General features: G+C 50.8%; 14 protein-coding genes and 1 pseudogene. 7 read left to right on the plus strand and 8 right to left on the minus strand.

Annotated elements, in window-relative coordinates; all coding sequences use genetic code 11:
* Positions 1-72 precede the first annotated feature (72 nt).
* Entirely contained in the window at positions 73-2,598 is a 2,526-nt protein-coding gene (locus tag I4W93_RS02355) for an ABC transporter permease (protein ID WP_205310035.1), read from the minus strand.
* A complete protein-coding gene (locus tag I4W93_RS02360) occupies positions 2,588-3,289 on the minus strand; it encodes an ABC transporter ATP-binding protein (protein ID WP_205310034.1) in 702 nt (233 codons plus the stop codon). The genes I4W93_RS02355 and I4W93_RS02360 overlap by 11 nt, the downstream gene beginning before the upstream one ends.
* Before the next feature lie 232 nt (positions 3,290-3,521).
* Between I4W93_RS02360 and I4W93_RS02365 the strand changes: the two genes are divergently transcribed.
* The 4 genes from I4W93_RS02365 to I4W93_RS02380 all read left to right on the plus strand — a co-directional run bounded on the left by I4W93_RS02365 (position 3,522) and on the right by I4W93_RS02380 (position 7,192).
* Entirely contained in the window at positions 3,522-5,819 is a 2,298-nt protein-coding gene (locus tag I4W93_RS02365) for a TonB-dependent receptor (protein ID WP_205310033.1), read from the plus strand.
* Positions 5,820-5,881: 62 nt separating this feature from the next.
* Entirely contained in the window at positions 5,882-6,559 is a 678-nt protein-coding gene (locus I4W93_RS02370; RefSeq protein WP_205310032.1) for a Fe2+-dependent dioxygenase, read from the plus strand.
* Between the two features lie 90 nt (positions 6,560-6,649).
* Positions 6,650-7,081 (plus strand): VOC family protein, encoded by a 432-nt coding sequence (locus I4W93_RS02375; protein WP_205310031.1) that lies wholly within the window; start codon positions 6,650-6,652, stop codon positions 7,079-7,081.
* A 27-nt stretch (positions 7,082-7,108) separates the two neighbouring features.
* Entirely contained in the window at positions 7,109-7,192 is an 84-nt protein-coding gene (locus I4W93_RS02380) for a type II toxin-antitoxin system RelE family toxin (RefSeq protein WP_205310343.1), read from the plus strand.
* A gap of 82 nt (positions 7,193-7,274) precedes the next feature.
* Here the strand turns inward: I4W93_RS02380 and I4W93_RS02385 are convergent.
* The 5 genes and pseudogenes from I4W93_RS02385 to I4W93_RS02405 all read right to left on the minus strand — a co-directional run.
* Positions 7,275-7,451, minus strand: a pseudogene (locus I4W93_RS02385) (transposase); the annotation flags it as partial.
* Positions 7,452-7,518: 67 nt separating this feature from the next.
* Positions 7,519-7,953 carry a DUF3429 domain-containing protein gene (locus tag I4W93_RS02390; protein ID WP_205310030.1) on the minus strand — a complete coding sequence of 145 codons (435 nt, stop codon included), beginning with the start codon at positions 7,951-7,953 and terminating at the stop codon, positions 7,519-7,521.
* Positions 7,950-8,297 carry a hypothetical protein gene (locus I4W93_RS02395; protein ID WP_205310029.1) on the minus strand — a complete coding sequence of 116 codons (348 nt, stop codon included), beginning with the start codon at positions 8,295-8,297 and terminating at the stop codon, positions 7,950-7,952. Before I4W93_RS02395 ends, I4W93_RS02390 begins: the two co-directional genes overlap by 4 nt.
* Before the next feature lie 11 nt (positions 8,298-8,308).
* Positions 8,309-8,653, minus strand: a complete 345-nt coding sequence (locus I4W93_RS02400) for a thiol-disulfide oxidoreductase DCC family protein (RefSeq protein ID WP_205310028.1) — start codon at positions 8,651-8,653, stop codon at positions 8,309-8,311.
* Between the two features lie 203 nt (positions 8,654-8,856).
* Positions 8,857-9,309, minus strand: coding sequence for a PA2169 family four-helix-bundle protein (locus tag I4W93_RS02405; RefSeq protein WP_205310027.1), 453 nt, complete (start codon positions 9,307-9,309; stop codon positions 8,857-8,859).
* Positions 9,310-9,696: 387 nt separating this feature from the next.
* Here I4W93_RS02405 and I4W93_RS02410 point away from each other — a divergent pair, with 387 nt between their 5' ends.
* The gene (locus I4W93_RS02410) at positions 9,697-11,979 is read left to right on the plus strand and encodes a heavy metal translocating P-type ATPase (RefSeq protein WP_205310026.1); all 2,283 of its coding nucleotides are present in this window, start codon (positions 9,697-9,699) and stop codon (positions 11,977-11,979) included.
* A gap of 88 nt (positions 11,980-12,067) precedes the next feature.
* Here I4W93_RS02410 and I4W93_RS02415 read toward each other — a convergent pair whose 3' ends face one another.
* Positions 12,068-13,906: a M1 family metallopeptidase gene (locus I4W93_RS02415; protein ID WP_205310025.1), complete on the minus strand. Its 1,839-nt coding sequence runs from the start codon at positions 13,904-13,906 to the stop codon at positions 12,068-12,070.
* A gap of 130 nt (positions 13,907-14,036) precedes the next feature.
* On the opposite strand from I4W93_RS02415, the gene I4W93_RS02420 reads away from it, so the two are divergent.
* A complete protein-coding gene (locus tag I4W93_RS02420; RefSeq protein WP_205310024.1) occupies positions 14,037-14,768 on the plus strand; it encodes an SIMPL domain-containing protein in 732 nt (243 codons plus the stop codon).
* A 94-nt stretch (positions 14,769-14,862) separates the two neighbouring features.
* Positions 14,863-15,903, plus strand: coding sequence for a selenide, water dikinase SelD (gene selD, locus I4W93_RS02425; protein WP_205310023.1), 1,041 nt, complete (start codon positions 14,863-14,865; stop codon positions 15,901-15,903).
* Positions 15,904-15,912: the final 9 nt, after the last annotated feature.

The raw sequence follows: 15,912 nt of genomic DNA on the forward strand, positions 1-15,912 counted from the left end.
GCTCCTTTATAATGGGGTTGCGCCGCCAGCATGGCAAAGCGGCTGTGAAACGGATGTGAAAAATCCAGCGGCTTATTCCGCCAGTAACTGGCGCACTGAGCCGGACAAACTGTTTTTACTCAGTACAACACCCAGCCCTGTAACCAGCGACAAAATAACGGTCAGGGTGCCCAGTAACCAGCCAATGTCAGGGTGGTAGGGTAAGGAGAACTGCGATTGATAAATCAGAAAACCAGCCAGCCAGGTGGCAACAATGGCACCACAGGCGGCAATAGTGCCGGTTACCAGCCACTCGATGATATTCAGTTGCAGGCAGGTTCGTTTTGACAGGCCGAAACTGAGAATAATGCTGTTCTTTTTCTGCTCTTTGGTTTCTACAGCATGCACTGAAGACACCATTACGACACCTGCAAGAAGGATAATTAGCCCCGCGAAACCGCTGATCAGTTGCGTTACCATGGCTAGGCTACTGTCAAAGCGTTGGGTCAGTTCTTGTAGTGATACCATGCGCAGCGACGGGTGTTGCTGCCAAAGCTGGCTCAGTAAGGAAAACTGCTCTGGCTGCAGCTCCAGGCTGGCCATATTGTACTGTGGCGCCTCAATATGCAACAGCGCCCCAGGTGGCATTTGCAGCCAGAAGGTAATAGCGCCGGCACCGCTTTGGTAGGCATGCGTAGCCGCAATGCTGAACTCAACATATTGCTCTGCAATAACCAGCCCTAACCGGTCGCCCAGCTGCAGGCCCAGGTCGGTCATGACTTCTTGCTCCACCGACAGCTGCTGCCAGTTGGTATCTGCGCTGTGCCACCATTGGCCGCTAACCAGCCGGTTATTACCCGGTAAGGCTTCGCTCCAATGTAGGCGCACCGGGCGACTTAAGGTTGCCAGACTGTCGCTGGGTTTTTGCATCACATCCGCCAGCTGGCCGCCGTTAATATGGGTAAGCTGGGCGTACATAAACGGCTTATGCTGGCGTAGTGTAATTGCGTGCTGCGCCGCCCATAGCTGAATATCGGCCATTTGTGCCGAACTTGCCTGCGATACCAACACGTTGCCATCATGCGTTCGCTGATGAGCCGCCATATTGTCGCCCAAATCTTTTAGTAGCATTAAAGTAAACAGCAACAAAAACGCGGCTAACCCTATGCCTAAAATTTGCGTCGTTTTGCTTATTAAACGCTGCTTCATCATATAAAGGGCAAACGGCAGCAAACCGGAAAACGGCTGGCTGAGTTTTTCGCCCAGCGACAGTGCCAACCAGCTAAGCACTAACAGCAGCGCTATACTTGCCAGCATTGAGCCCAGCAGCATGGTGGTAAGCAGGCCATTATCCGAGTAATGTGCCGCTACCCCGGCCAGTACCAGTGTTGCGCAACCAAACAATACAGCGTTACTGATACTGCGCTGCTGTTGCTGAATTAACTGCCGCACCGAGCATTGCCACAGGGCCAACCACAGCGGAAAGTTGAGTACAAAAAAAATCGACGCACTGGCAACAATAGTTTTTACTGCCAGCACAATGTCTGGCTGCCACGCCAGATTGGCAAAACTGCCGGCTACCCCTGGCTGCACAAACGCTTGTGCCTGTAGCCATTGCAATAATAACCAGTGACACAGCGCAGAAATCGCCAAAACCTGGGGTAATAACCACAGTAAGCCGAACAGCCACTGCAGCATAGAAATGCGCAGCACCGTCTTTTTCGCCGCCCCCAGGCTTAAACACACCGCGCTGAAAAACTGCTGTTGCTGCAGTTGCGCCCGGGTAAGCTGCTGCATGGCAATGGCCGCCATAAAAAATAACAATATCGACGCTAAGCCAATAAAGTTCTCTGTGCGCTGCCAAAACAAAGCCAACGGGTGGGCGCCGTGTTTATGGTGCACTTGCGCGGCGGGCAAATGGGCTTTTTGCCACTGTAAAATAGTAGCGATTTGCGAAGTATTAGCGGCAAATAAATAGCGATGCTGAATAATATCGTCGGTAGCGCGAAACTGCTGCAAATCCTGACGGTGGAGCAGGGCGCGCATTTCCACGTTATGACCTTCCATCAGCCGGTCTGGCTCATGCAGCAATATGCGCGATACCTGAAGGCGGTGACTGCCAATACTAAGCGACTCACCAATGCGCAGCCCTAATGCAGCGAGTAAGCGCGAGTCTAGCCAGATTTCACCCACAGCTGGCCCTTGAGTGCTGACACTATCTTGCCCGCCCTGAGACGTTGCAGTGCGTAATTCACCTTGTAAGGGGTAATCTTCTGCGACAGCTTTTAGTGTTGCCCGTTGCCATTGGCCATTATGCGTCAGGGTAGTGGTTAAGCTTTGGCTGAGCACAATCTGCTGAGACATTGCCGCCAGTTCGGCTTGTTGGCTGGCAGAAAGCGCAAGCGGTTGGCTCAGCACCAGATCGGCGCCCAGCAGGTTGGCTAAATTATGGCTCAGATAAGCCTGAATGCTGGCGCTGGTTTGGCTTAGCGTAACAATAAATACCAGCAGAATGCCTTGCACCCAGCGCAGCACGCGTTGGCTGCTATGGTGCTTTTGCTGCTGATAAAAATGCCAGGCCAGTTGTAGGCTATTTCGAATTGGATGATTAGCAGACACTTTGCACCTCCAACTGCGCTTTTTCAAGCAAAGCACAATTGCCATTGTTAAAGGCAAACACCTGCTGCGCCCGCGCCGCCAGTTGCGGACTATGGGTTACCATAACTAAAGCTGCACCGTTTTGCTGGCAGCAAGCAAACAGCAGGTCGGCCACGTCTACAGCACTTTTGCTATCGAGATTGCCGGTGGGCTCATCGGCAAAAATAAACTTAGGTTGAAATACTAAAGCTCGGGCAATGGCGACCCGCTGCTGCTCACCGCCACTGAGTTGCTGTGGCTTATGGTTGAGCCTGTGGCCCAGGCCGACTTTTTCCAGCCAGGCTTTAGCTTTGGCCTCGGCGCCTTGTTCGCCGCGCAATTTAAGTGGCAGGGCCACATTGTGCAGCGCCGTTAGCTCGGGCAATAAATGAAACTGCTGAAAGATAAAACCAATGTCCTGCCGCAGTTGTGTCAGGGGTAGGCTGCGCCCCTGCTGCAGGTAAGCAACCTGGCCGGTGGTTGGTTGCTCCAGGCCGGCCATCAGCATTAATAAGCTGGATTTACCCGAGCCCGACGGGCCGGTAATGGCATAAGACTGGCCTTGTTCAATACTCAGGCTCAGCTTTTGAAACAACTGCACCTGATGCTCAAGGTGACGGAATGTTTGGCTAACATGAGTCAGCGCAATGGTACTTAAAGCAGATAGCGGCATGGGGTTACCTCTTCAATGGTTTAGGCTTTGAAGCGTAACCACTATGCCGTGAAACAGATGTGAAATAGCGTCGGATATAAGTGAGCGGGCTTAGCACCTGGCAACTAATGCTAATTATCTGGCGAAGGTAAAGAACACTAATCAAATAAAAATAATTATCAATTAGGTTTACATTGATGTGAATGGGAATTATTATCATCTAACTTTAACAAGAAGAGGTAGATAAGTTCCCATGGCGACAAAAAAAATTTCGATGCTTGGCTCTCAGGCATTATTTACGGCACTGGCATTTAATTGTATTGCCCCTGCTATGGCTGAAACGTCTGACAACTGTAGTGTGGAGTCGCAAGGATGCAGCGAAGAAGCAATTGAACTGATTAAAGTGCATGGCGTAAGAACGTCGGTGTATAGCGTTAAACAATCGGGAGATTTGCGCCGGCTGGCTGATTTAACTGACACGCCAGCCACCATCACGGTGTTAACTAAAGATCAGCTGGAAGAGTCGGGTAAAAGTGATCTAAAAGAAATTTTAGCCGCGCAGGCGGGGGTAACGCTGGGGACCGGTGAAAATGGTAACGCTTTTGGTGACCGTTACATTATACGCGGCCATGAAGCGCGCTCCGACGTGTTTGTAGACGGCTTGCGCGACCCGGGTATGACAACGCGTGAAAGTTTTGCTACCGAGCAAATTGAAATTACCAAAGGGCCAAGCTCTACCTTTGCCGGGCGCGGCTCCTCAGGTGGCGCGGTAAACAGCATTACCAAAAAGGCGTCTACCGCCTACAACTTTGGCAGGGCTGATGTAAGCGTAGGTACTGACGATCACCACCGGCTGGTGTTGGATTATAATGCGCCACTGGCCACCAATATGGCAACCCGTATCAATTTACTGAGCACAGCAGAGCAAGCGCCTGATCGGCACGGCATCGACAGAAACCGGCACGGCGCATTAATTTCTGGCTTGTACGATAATGTCTCTGATTTGCGGGTATTTGCCGATTATTACTACTTAAAAGCCGAAGATACGCCTGACCTTGGCAGTTATTTTGACAGTGATAGCCGACAGCCAGTCAGTAATATTCCGGTCTATGCCCAACAAGAAGACTTTCTCGATTCTGATGTGTCGGCATTTACGCTACGTACCGAGTATGACATTAGCGACAACATCAAGTTTTACAACGCTACCCGCTACGGTGAAACCAGTAACGGCTATATATCCACCGGTGCCCGCGGCACTGTGCGCGCAGACACCGATCCCGATGGCCCGGGCACAGCCACTATCGTATTAAGCAGCCATCAGGGCTGGCAGGAGGTTGAGTATTTCGCCAGCCAATTTAACCTGTTCTGGCAGCTGGACACTGCAGCCATCGAGCATAAATTATTGTTTGGCGCCGAATTTAGCGATGAAAAAGTAAATAACGGTGTGTATAACTTAAGTTTTAATAACCCGACTAATTGCACTACGTCAGGACGCGGCGGCGCCAGCCCAAGTTACTGCTTAGTTGATGCCCAGGGCGATATTTACCCGCAAGCTAGTACTATCATAGGCAGAAGTTTCAGCAAGGGTAATTCTGATGCGCTGTTCTCGGCAAAAACGATAGCGGTTTATGTGATGGATACGGCGAAAATTAACCAGCAATGGCAGGTGTTCGCCGGTGCACGGTTAGACAATATTGATTACAGCAATGATGTCGCTAGTCGCGCTGATAGCTTGCAATATGCCTACCAAGATGACTTTTATAACGGCCATTTGGGTGTGGTGTATAGCCTTACCGATGATGCCAATATTTATTTAAGTGTCGCAACAGCAACCAACATTAACGGTGGTGAGTCTGATCTGGGCGCAAACTGTGGCTACGGCGGTTTGTGTGGCGATCCGGATCAGGCCGCAGTGGCTGACCCGGAAACCGTGCAAAATATTGAGTTGGGCACCAAATGGTCCTTATTAAACGAAACACTGTTTTTTGCCGCGGCGCTATTTGAAACCACTAAATCGGATGTCATGGAGAGTGTCGGCGACGCTTACTCTACATTGGGTACGCTAAATACCGGCAAAAACCGTATTCGTGGCGTAGAGCTGGCTGTAAACGGTAACCTGAACGCCAAGTTAAGCGTGCAGGCCAGTGCCTCGCTAATGGACTCGGCAGTGCTGCAGTCAGTTAATACCGATACCATTGGCTTGGAGCTAAGTAATTTTGCTGATAAGAGCTTTTATCTGCAGTTGCGTTATCAATTGACGGAAAATTTCGCATTTGGTGGCGACTATACCTACAAAGGTGAAATGTATGGTGGTCAACCGGATACGGCGGCGTCGTTTGATGCAGTAAATGGCTACTACAGCATTGTGGTACCCAGCTATTCCAGCGTAAATTTGTTTGCCAACTACAGTATTTCCGATGCGGCAACGCTGCGGTTGAATGTAGGTAATGTAACCAATGAAGAATACTGGACTGCGGCTTACCGCTCTGGCGCTTTTATGTACCTTGGCGATGCCCGTTCAGTGCGTGCTACGTTAACCTACGAGTTTTAACCCAACCCGATAGCCCGCCAGCTGCCGCGCGCTGCGGGCTAATAATTAACAGAGTGCTGCACGTGATAATAATTAACCAACTACTTAGCGCTGATGAAGTCAGTATGTTTCGTCAGCAGCTGCAACACGCCCGTTGGCTGGATGGCAAAAACACCGCCATGGGCATGGCTGCGGCGGTAAAGCGCAATGGTCAGGCTGACGCCACTGACTCATCCGTGCAAAAATTGGCTAATCAGTTACTTAGCAAGTTTGGCCACAACGCAGAGCTTATCTCAGCCGCACTACCACAGCGTATCTTTCCACCGTGTTTCAACCGCTATAGTGAAAGCGAAACCTACGGCTTGCATGTTGATGGAGCAATAATGCGCTTACCTGGTAATGAGGTGATGCGCTCTGATCTGTCGATAACGACCTTTTTGTCTGAGCCGGAGGAATACAGTGGTGGTGAGCTGATTATTCATACCCCGTTTGGCCAGCAGAGCGTGAAACTGGCCGCAGGTGATGCGGTATTGTATAACTCAGGCTCGTTGCACCGGGTAAGCCCGGTTACCGCCGGTACGCGCCTGGCGGCTATTAGCTGGATCCAGAGTATGGTAGCGGATGTCCAGATGCGGGAAACATTGTACCAGCTAGACCAAAGCATTCAGTCTTTAATGCACAACGACGCGGTTGCACGCGACGAATTAGACCGGTTACACCATGTATACCATAACCTTATTCGCCAGCATGCAGAGGTGTAGGAGGCAAGGTGCATGTGAGATGCTGGCGGCTGTTTTTCGGCGTAAAAATTGTTGTAGAATCGGTTATCAAGAAAAAACGGCAGTAAACAGATGTCCGAGCCTCTAAAACAAGCAGAACAAAAAACCGTACAACAAAAAATCGGCAATATCGCGCTGTTAGTGTCCGATTACGACGACGCCATTGCGTTTTATACCACTAAGCTGCAATTTAGCCTGGTGGCCGATACTGACTTAGGCGGCGGTAAACGCTGGGTTGAAATTGCACCACCCAACAGCAACGGCAGCCACTTGCTGTTGGCCAAAGCCAGTAACGCCCAGCAGCAAGCTGCAGTGGGTAACCAAAGCGGCGGCAGGGTGTTTTTGTTTTTGCACACCAACGATTTTTGGCGCGACTATAACGCCATGCAAGCCAACGGCGTTAAGTTTAACGAAAAGCCCAGAGAGGAAAGTTACGCTACTGTCGCCGTATTTCAGGATTTATACGGCAACAAATGGGATTTGTTGCAGTTGCACTCGCATTAAGCCCTTACAAGGCAAGGGCTATACCGAATTATCTATGAAATAAGAGATAGCCAGTTGGTGGTGCACGTTATAAAAGTCGGGCATAGATCGGATATTTACCAACATATCTGATACGCGTTTATAAAACAGCAGCGCCATAAGCAAACCAAACCAAACCAAACCAAACAGATCCCAGGCTGTGTAAAAACTCGTCATAAATGTATAGTTTCAGCATGGTAGCCGGATGATATCCTGGGCGCCCTGTTTGCTTAGCACTGACTCTCTCGAAACCCAGAGAGTCAAGTTGCAGCCCATCAACAAAAATATCGACTACCCGGACAGGGTTATCTTCTGTAACAAAGTCATCCAGCGCTTCAGGAAGCAAGGTTATTTGATGTCTGCCTTGGCCTTAAACTTACGTCTGATACTGCTGCAAAAAATCAACAAAGGCGTAGTGCTTATGCTGAATTGAGCAGCCAGTAAAACAGCAGATGGCTGATACAAACCACCAGTGTCAGATGGTTACGCAGGGCGCGGTATTGAGCGGGATATTGCCGGCTAATGCCGCTGCGGTATTCGGCGGTGCGTAGCAACACAAATAAGCAGGCCTGTGCCGCTAAGAAATAATCGTCGGCAAACAGCAGTGCAATAATGCCCAATACCGGAAAGGTTACGGCAAGCAGTGCCAGCCGGTTTATTTTAGCGGCGGTTGCGCTGTTGCTGTGCAGCACCGGCCACAATACGCCGGCCATAAAACCTAATATTAGCGCGCTGTATACCTGATACAGCTGAATAATATCAGCGCTGCTAAGCCAGAGTTGCTGGCTGTACAGCAGTGGCAAAGCAATAAAAGGGATCAGGCCGGCATAGCCAAGGCGGTTTATCAGCGTCATTCCAGTGTCTCCGCTAGCAATGCCAGGCGTTCTGGCTCGGTTAATAGGCCTACCAACACTGTGCGCCGGCGCAGTTTACTCATCCTTTCGCCGCCATCCAGCAGCGCTGCCTTAAACAACTCCGGCTGGTCAATACAATCCAAAATACTGTACCAATGGATATAACCGCTGTGTCTAATCTGTCCGGCCTGATAGCGGCGTTCCAAAGTTTGGCGTATGTCGGTGATACGCCAGGGCTCGGCCAGCAGTTTATCGGCCATGGCACGGTGCAAGTGCAATATATGCTTATCGGTGGCGGCGGCAGGTTTACTGACAGTACGCCGGCGTAGTTGTGGTCGGGGCATAGTAATTTATCTTAAATAGCGCAGTCGTTGTTTGAGCAATTGCTGCGTTTAGCTGCCCAATAAGTATAAGCTTTTTTTGCCAGCCAATAACAAGGCGGTAAACGCAGCAACGCTACCAGCCAGTTGTGTCCAGCCAGCTGCCAATAGTGCAAGGTAGCGTCGATGCCAATTAAATAATGACCATCACGCCATAAATGAATTTGCTGCATCATGGCAGCTTTACTCACGCCGGCAAAGCCGCTGAAGCCGTCTGCGCTGATATCCACCAGCTCAAGATGTGGCGTTAACTTTGGCCCCAGCCAGTTTATTTCGCGCCGGCATAAGGCACAGCTGCCATCAAAAAACAGTTTTTGCATGTTCAGTCCCGGCATAAAATACCCCAACTTTTACGTTGGTAACTGTTTTAAGATCAAACCTAAATGTAAGGCGGTTAGCGGCACAGGCTAAAACCGTATTTTTTCTCGAGTTATGGTTGCAGCATAATATTGCCGCATAACACCGGCGCCAGAATGCCAAAAACGGCCGAGCAGCCGCTTTTGGTTAGAGTTAACGCTGTGGCTTAATGACGGGTTGCCTGTTTTAATGCCCGCATCTCGTCATGACACTCTTGCATAGTCGCCAGCGACTGCAGCAACGCTGCTTCGTATTGCGGACGTTGATTCTCAGTCAGCGCTGACCTTATCTCTTCCAGCGTTTTATCTTCCACCTCTTCCAACTGGCTGATATAGGTGTGAGCTTTGTCAGATGCCACCGCAGCAATTACTTTGGTGTACACTTTTCTGGCTTCAACCGACAGTGCCGAGCCTTCTTCGCGTTTTCCGTCGTCTTGCACGGCAAAAGGTTGTAGCTGCTCTTTCACCAGCCGGCGTGCGTTTAGCATGCGGTCAAAAAACTGCTCAAGTTGCTGATCGTCGACCTTGTCTTTTGCATCACGATAAAAGTCAATGCCGCTATTTAATACCTGAATAATATCAGATACATGCTTCATTTCAGGGGTATTTAAGTTTGCCATAGTTTGGGTTCTCCGTGTTGAAAAGTTATCGGTGATAATTTATCAGCACGCGCCACCGGTAATACCACCGTATGACCGTACATCTAAGGTAGCTGCAGATTGCACGCCAGATAGCATAGCGCATGGAATAATAGCTGATCATTGCATTCAAATTATTGAATAGTATGATTTTGTTGGTTTAACGTTTAGTGCATTTAGCTTTGAACTGTGTTGTCATTGCCTATCTGGCTCTGCATTAACTTCACAGTCTGATTAACATGTCGGTAATTTTTACCAGCAACAAAAAATAAGCACAGCCGTCATTATGCTTTAATCACGGTTGGCGCTTGACCTTGCCATGTGGGTAAGGTTCATACTGTTGTCACAGCGATACTGCAGGAGAGTGTGATGAATATTGGTCAGGTCGCCAGCGTAACCGGGTTAAATGCAAAAATAACGCTTAACATCAGTGGCATGCACTGCGGTTCTTGCGTTGGCAAAGTTGAGAAAATCTTACAGGCCGTGCCGGGTGTAAGCACGGCAACCGTTAACCTGGCAACAGAGCAGGCACAGGTTGAGGGCAGCGCCGCGACAGCAGAGTTGTTGGCTGCACTGGAACGGGGCGGTTATCAGGCGCAGGCATTAACAGCAAAAGCCGATAACCAGGCGGTGATGCAGCATAAAACAGCCGAAAAACAGACAGAGCAGGCGTTGTTGCTGCGTGATCTGTGGCTGGCGGCGGTATTAACCTTACCGGTATTTGTGCTGGAAATGGGCGCTCATCTTATACCGGCGTTTCATCATTGGCTAATGGCCACCCTGGGCCAGAGCCTGAACTGGCAACTGCAGTGTGTGCTGACTACCCTGGTGTTGCTCGGACCGGGCCGGCGTTTTATCCAAACTGGCATACCGCTGCTGTTAAAGGGCCAGCCGGAAATGAACTCGCTGGTGGCACTGGGTACCTTATCAGCCTGGGGGTTTTCTGTGGTGGCCACCTTTATGCCGCAGTTACTGCCAGAGGGAAGCGCACAGGTATATTTTGAAGCCGCGGCCGTCATTGTAACGCTTATTTTGTCAGGCCGTTATCTGGAAGCCCGCGCCAAAGGCCAAACCGGTGCGGCAATCCAGCAACTGTTAAGCCTGCAGCCGGATACCGCAACGCTGCTGAAAAACGGCCAACAGTATAGGGTGGCACTGTCGGACATTAAGCCGGGCGATATAGTGTTAGTAAAGGCCGGTGAACGTATTGCGCTGGATGCTGTGGTGGTGCAGGGCACATCTTATATCGACGAGTCGATGCTTACCGGCGAGCCGGTAGCAAAAGCTAAACAACCAGATGATGCCGTGTATGCCGGCACGGTAAATAAACAAGGTGTATTGCAGCTGCGTGTCAGTAAAGCCGCTGGCGATACGGTGCTGGCGCAAATTATTAACCTGGTGCAGCAGGCGCAAAGCGGCAAGTTGCCGATCCAGGCGCTGGTAGATAAAGTAACCGCCATCTTTGTACCGCTGGTGATTGTGCTGGCGCTGCTCACTTTTTCGGTATGGCTCTGGTTTAGTTCATCACTGAGCCTGGCACTGGTCAATGCGGTTGCTGTGCTGATTATTGCCTGCCCCTGCGCCATGGGACTGGCGACACCGACCTCCATTATGGTTGGCACCGGCCGCGCGGCGCAGCTGGGTATTTTGTTTCGCAAAGGTAGTGCGCTGCAAACGCTGCAGGATTGTAAGGTAATAGCGCTGGATAAAACCGGTACCCTTACGCTGGGTAAGCCGCAACTAACGGACACACTGGTTGAAACCGGCTTTAGCGCAGAGCATGTGTTGGCAATGGCCGCTGCGCTGGAGCAACAATCTGAGCATCCATTAGCTGAGGCGTTAGTCAGCGCCGCAGCAAAACAACAACTTAGCCTGCCGCCGGTAACAGATTTTAACGTGCACAGCGGCCTGGGGGTAAGTGGCATGGTGAATGCCCAACACGTCGCCATTGGTGCCGACCGCTTTATGCAGCAGCTTAAACTGGATGTCAGCGCAAAAGCAGCGCAAGCCAATGCGCTGTCGGCCAGCGGTAAAACTGTGTTGTATCTGGCGGTAGATAACCAGCTTGCGGCCATGCTGGCGGTGGCTGACACCCTTAAACCCGATGCCGCAAAGGCGATAGCAGCGATGCACCGGTTGGGCTTAAAAGTGGCGATGGTTAGTGGTGATAACCGCCATACCGCCAATACCATAGCGCAGCAGCTGAATATTGACACCGTGCTGGCAGAGGTTTTGCCACAGGGTAAAGTGGATGCGGTAAAACAGCTGCGTCAGCAATATGGTGCCCTGGCCTTTGTCGGTGACGGTATTAACGATGCACCGGCACTGGCTGAGGCTGATATTGGCTTAGCAGTAGGTAACGGCACGGATATCGCGATAGAGGCGGCCGATGTGGTGTTAATGCATACCGATGTTATGGCGGTGCTTAGTGCTTTAAGTATCAGCCGCACCACACTGCGTAATATACGCCAGAACCTGTTTTGGGCCTTTGGTTACAACGTGCTGTTGTTGCCGGTGGCAGCCGGTGTGCTGTATCCGGCCTTTGGCATTTTGCTATCGCCGATGCTGGCGGCTGGCGCTATGGCGTTATCCAGTGTGTTTGTTGTAACCAATGCGCTGCGGCTGCGCCGCTTAGCGTTGTCGCAAGGCTAAGTTAACTAAAGCGCTTAATAAACCGCAAAGAAAAACCCCGCCTGGCTATGTAACGCAGGGCGGGGCAGGTGTAGTTTGCAGCGGGTTGTTATTTCAATATTTCATCTACCGTACCCTGCGCCAGCGGGTGGTAACCGGGCCGGGCTTTTTCATACACCGCACGGGCAAACGCCAGGCCTTCAGGTGTGCTGGCCAGTTGTTTATACAGCGGAATAATCAGTTTGCGCCGGCCGATATTAACCAGGTATTGCTCCAGTGGTGCGGCAATGTCCTGATAACCGGTATTAAGTGCCAGTAGATACCAGGCGTGGGCAATTTCGCTGTTGCTTGACAGGGTTAAATTAAAGGTGCTGTCCAGTTTGGCCAGTTGCTCTAGCGTGATGGAAAGTGGCAAGTTATTAATAAAATACAGCCACTCATGCACTGTCCAGCTGTCGGTAGGCAGGCTGCTAAGTTCGCTGTTGCCATTAAGCCAACTGCTGGCATGTTGTTGTACCTGGTTAAACGCGTCGGACTGCGGATCTGGCGCAGTAGCTGGTAAACCCGGCTGATAAATCCAGTTTTTCGCTTCATCCAAGGACACAACCCCTGGATATTTTTGCAATAAGTTGGCCGTTAAGAATTTAATAAAACGTTCGGTATCAATGCTTTGAAAGGCATGCTCATCAAAGTATTGCCGAACGAACGGGTCAAACTTATCGCGGCCGAATTTTTGCTCCAAAAACATTAAAAATAGCTGGCCTTTGGTGTAGGGTACGCCGCTGAAAGCGTCGTCCGGATCACGGCCCTGTAAGTCGATATGTAAAATGCTGTCGTTGGCCGGTAATTCAGTCAGTTCATCTTTTAAGCCCTGCACCGACAAGGCTTGCTCCATCACGGCGCGGTCAACGCCAAATACCTGCTCCATAATGCGGTTTTCCACATAGGAGGTAAAACCTTCATTCAGCCATAGATCACGCCAGCTGGCGTTGGTGACCAGGTTGCCCGACCAGGAGTGTGCCAGCTCGTGGGCAATTAAATTAACCAGGCTGCCGTCACCGGCTACCACAGTTGGGGTAATAAAGCTCAGTACCGGGTTTTCCATACCGCCGAACGGGAAACTGGGCGGTAAAATCAGCAAATCATAACGGCCCCAGCGGTAGTCGCCGTAAAGCTGTTCGGTGGCGTCAATCATCGCCTGAGTGCTGGCAAATTCTTCTGCCGAGGCATTTAGAATATAAGGCTCGGCATAGATGCCGGTTTGCTCACTCATGGCTTTAAACTGCAAGTCACCGGCGGCGATGGCAATTAAATAGGCCGGAATAGCTTGTGGCATCACAAACTGATAATCGCCGTCGCGAATCATGCCAGGTTCATTATTGGCGCTCATAATAGCCAGCACATCATCGCGGCTTGGAATGCGGGCGCTGTATGTCATGCGCACGGCCGGGGTGTCTTGAATGGGGATCCAGCTGCGGGCATGAATAGCCTGGTTTTGGCTAAACATAAAGGGCGTGGTTTTACCGGCGGTTTGCTCTGGCGTTAACCACTGCAGGCCAGAGGCTTTATCGGTAGAGCTGTAGTAAATACGCAGTGTTTGCGCCTGAAACGCCGGGCTTACCGTGAGTTTACTGCCCAGCACGGCATCGCGCTTAGCTAAGGTAAAGGGTACTTTTTGCCACTGGCCATCGGCGCGTTTGGCGTAAATACGCTCTATCAGCAGATCGCGGGTGTCCAGATATACCGTGTTATCTGTGCGGTTTAGCCAGTTAAGCTGCAAATCGGCAAAGCCGGTTAAGGCTTTTTGCTCAAAGTTGACGGCTAAATCCAGATGTAGGTGCTTTACCGTTACCGCATCAAAGTTAGCATAGGTGTAGGCATCGGTTGCCGCCATAACATTACTGCTGCAAAGCAGCGCAGCACCCAGGGTAAGCAAACGTACAGACATGGTGAGTCCTTAAAATAAACAGATGGCAGAGTGTAAAGGCAAACTCCGGCCAAATACAACTCTACAAATTGTAACAACTTAACGCGCTAAGCTTTGCTGTAATACTTATTAAATACAACACGAGGTTGATATGAAACTAACCACAGTTACCACGGCGCTGCTACTGAGTTTTAGCGGCATAACCCAGGCCAGCCCGCTACCGGATTTCCCGTTTATTACTGTTACCGGTGAAGCCAAGCTGGAGGTCGCACCGGACAAGGCCCGTATTCAGTTTGTTGTCCGCCACACTGCGGCCAAAGCCGATGCGGCTACAGAGGGTGTGTACAAACAGGGCCGTGATTTAATGCAGTTTCTGGCAACGCAAGGTGTAACCGAAGCCGACATTGACGCTGCCCAGGTGAACAAAGACGCACTTTATAAAGACTACAACGACAGAACCATTACTGGCTACGAAGCCAGCCAGCCCATTAGTGTCACGCTGCATCAGCTGACTAATTACGTGGCGGTGATGGACTACCTGTTTAAGCAGCCGCAGATTTTTTCTATTCAGGGCAGTTTTGACAGCAGCCAGCGCGAACAGCACGAGCTTAAGTTAAGCCAGCAAGCCGGTGCTGATGCCCGCCGCCGGGCTAATCATCTGGCTGGCGCCCAGGGTGTACACGTCAGCAGTGTGTTTGCCATTAGCGAAACTACAGGTTGGGGCAGTTTAGCCGCTGATTTTGGCTTTAGTGGCGGTGCAGTAAGCTATGGTGCACTGCGTAAAAGTGCTGAAATGGCCGACAGCAGCGCTAACCTGGTGTTACCAAGGCATATTACGCTGCAAAAATCGGTGCAGGTGATTTACAAAATTAAGCCTCAATAAGCGCTGGCTAAATCCGGCTGGAACTTGTGATCCGGTCGGGCTTTAGTTATGTTGGCGCTATTGTGTATTAGCGTTATGTTGAATAAGCCGGAATATGTCTGATTACTCTGCCATTAAACTTACCGAATACAGCCACGGGGCCGGTTGCGGCTGTAAAATATCACCGCAAGTGCTTGATAAAATTCTTAAAACCAGTTTGACCTTTAATGACACTAAGTTACTGGTAGGCAATAGTACAAAAGACGATGCGGCCGCTTATGATCTGGGCGATGGCACGGCGCTACTAAGTACCACAGACTTTTTTATGCCCATTTGTGACGATGCGTTTGATTTTGGCCGCATTGCTGCCACTAATGCCATCAGTGATATTTATGCCATGGGTGGCCAGCCACTGCTGGCTATAGCCATTTTAGGCTGGCCGGTAAGCAAGTTGCCGCCAGAGTTGGCGCAGCAGGTGCTGGAGGGCGCGCGCCAAAGCTGTAAAGAGGCCGGTATCGTGCTGGCCGGTGGCCATAGCATTGATGCCCCTGAGCCAATTTTTGGCTTGGCAGTAAGTGGCCGCTCTGATATCGCGCTATTAAAACGCAACGATACTGCACAAGCCGGCGACCGCTTGTACTTAACCAAACCGCTCGGCGTCGGCATTTTAACCACAGCGCAAAAACAAAAAAAACTGCAGCCAGAGCATGCCACGCTAGCGCGTGACAGTATGGTACAACTCAACCGCATTGGTGCCGACATCGCCAAATTGCCCGGTATTCATGCCATGACCGACGTTACCGGTTTTGGCTTGCTGGGGCATTTATTAGAGATGTGCGAGGGCAGTGGTTTGCATGCCGAGCTAGACAGCCATGCGGTGCCGGTATTGTCGCACGTAGCCGACTATATCGCTAAAGGCTGTATCCCGGGCGGCAGTGCGCGTAACTTTGCCAGTTATGGCGCTAAAGTGTCGCCACTTAGTCCAGAGCAGCAGGCTTTGTTGTGCGATCCGCAAACCAGTGGCGGTTTGTTGGTAGCCGTAAGCCCGGATGCAGAAGCCGCTTTTATTCATCTGGCGGTAGAATATGACTTAAGCCTGCAACCAATAGGCGAGCTGAAAACACAGAAAAAAGGCCACCGTATTCGTGTGCGCTAACGGCATTTA

It is taken from the genome of Rheinheimera maricola (assembly GCF_016918075.2).
In the GTDB taxonomy this organism is placed as follows: Bacteria; Pseudomonadota; Gammaproteobacteria; order Enterobacterales; family Alteromonadaceae; genus Alishewanella; species Alishewanella maricola_A.

Bases quoted from the DNA above. Each gene is read 5' to 3' on its own strand.
- I4W93_RS02360 (WP_205310034.1), bottom strand. From the start codon at position 3,289: ATGCCGCTATCTGCTTTAAGTACCATTGCGCTGACTCATGTTAGCCAA.
- I4W93_RS02365 (WP_205310033.1), top strand. From the start codon at position 3,522: ATGGCGACAAAAAAAATTTCGATGCTTGGCTCTCAGGCATTATTTACG.
- I4W93_RS02375 (WP_205310031.1), top strand. From the start codon at position 6,650: ATGTCCGAGCCTCTAAAACAAGCAGAACAAAAAACCGTACAACAAAAA.
- I4W93_RS02390 (WP_205310030.1), bottom strand. From the start codon at position 7,953: ATGACGCTGATAAACCGCCTTGGCTATGCCGGCCTGATCCCTTTTATT.
- I4W93_RS02395 (WP_205310029.1), bottom strand. From the start codon at position 8,297: ATGCCCCGACCACAACTACGCCGGCGTACTGTCAGTAAACCTGCCGCC.
- I4W93_RS02400 (WP_205310028.1), bottom strand. From the start codon at position 8,653: ATGCAAAAACTGTTTTTTGATGGCAGCTGTGCCTTATGCCGGCGCGAA.
- I4W93_RS02405 (WP_205310027.1), bottom strand. From the start codon at position 9,309: ATGGCAAACTTAAATACCCCTGAAATGAAGCATGTATCTGATATTATT.
- I4W93_RS02410 (WP_205310026.1), top strand. From the start codon at position 9,697: ATGAATATTGGTCAGGTCGCCAGCGTAACCGGGTTAAATGCAAAAATA.
- I4W93_RS02415 (WP_205310025.1), bottom strand. From the start codon at position 13,906: ATGTCTGTACGTTTGCTTACCCTGGGTGCTGCGCTGCTTTGCAGCAGT.
- I4W93_RS02420 (WP_205310024.1), top strand. From the start codon at position 14,037: ATGAAACTAACCACAGTTACCACGGCGCTGCTACTGAGTTTTAGCGGC.
- selD (WP_205310023.1), top strand. From the start codon at position 14,863: ATGTCTGATTACTCTGCCATTAAACTTACCGAATACAGCCACGGGGCC.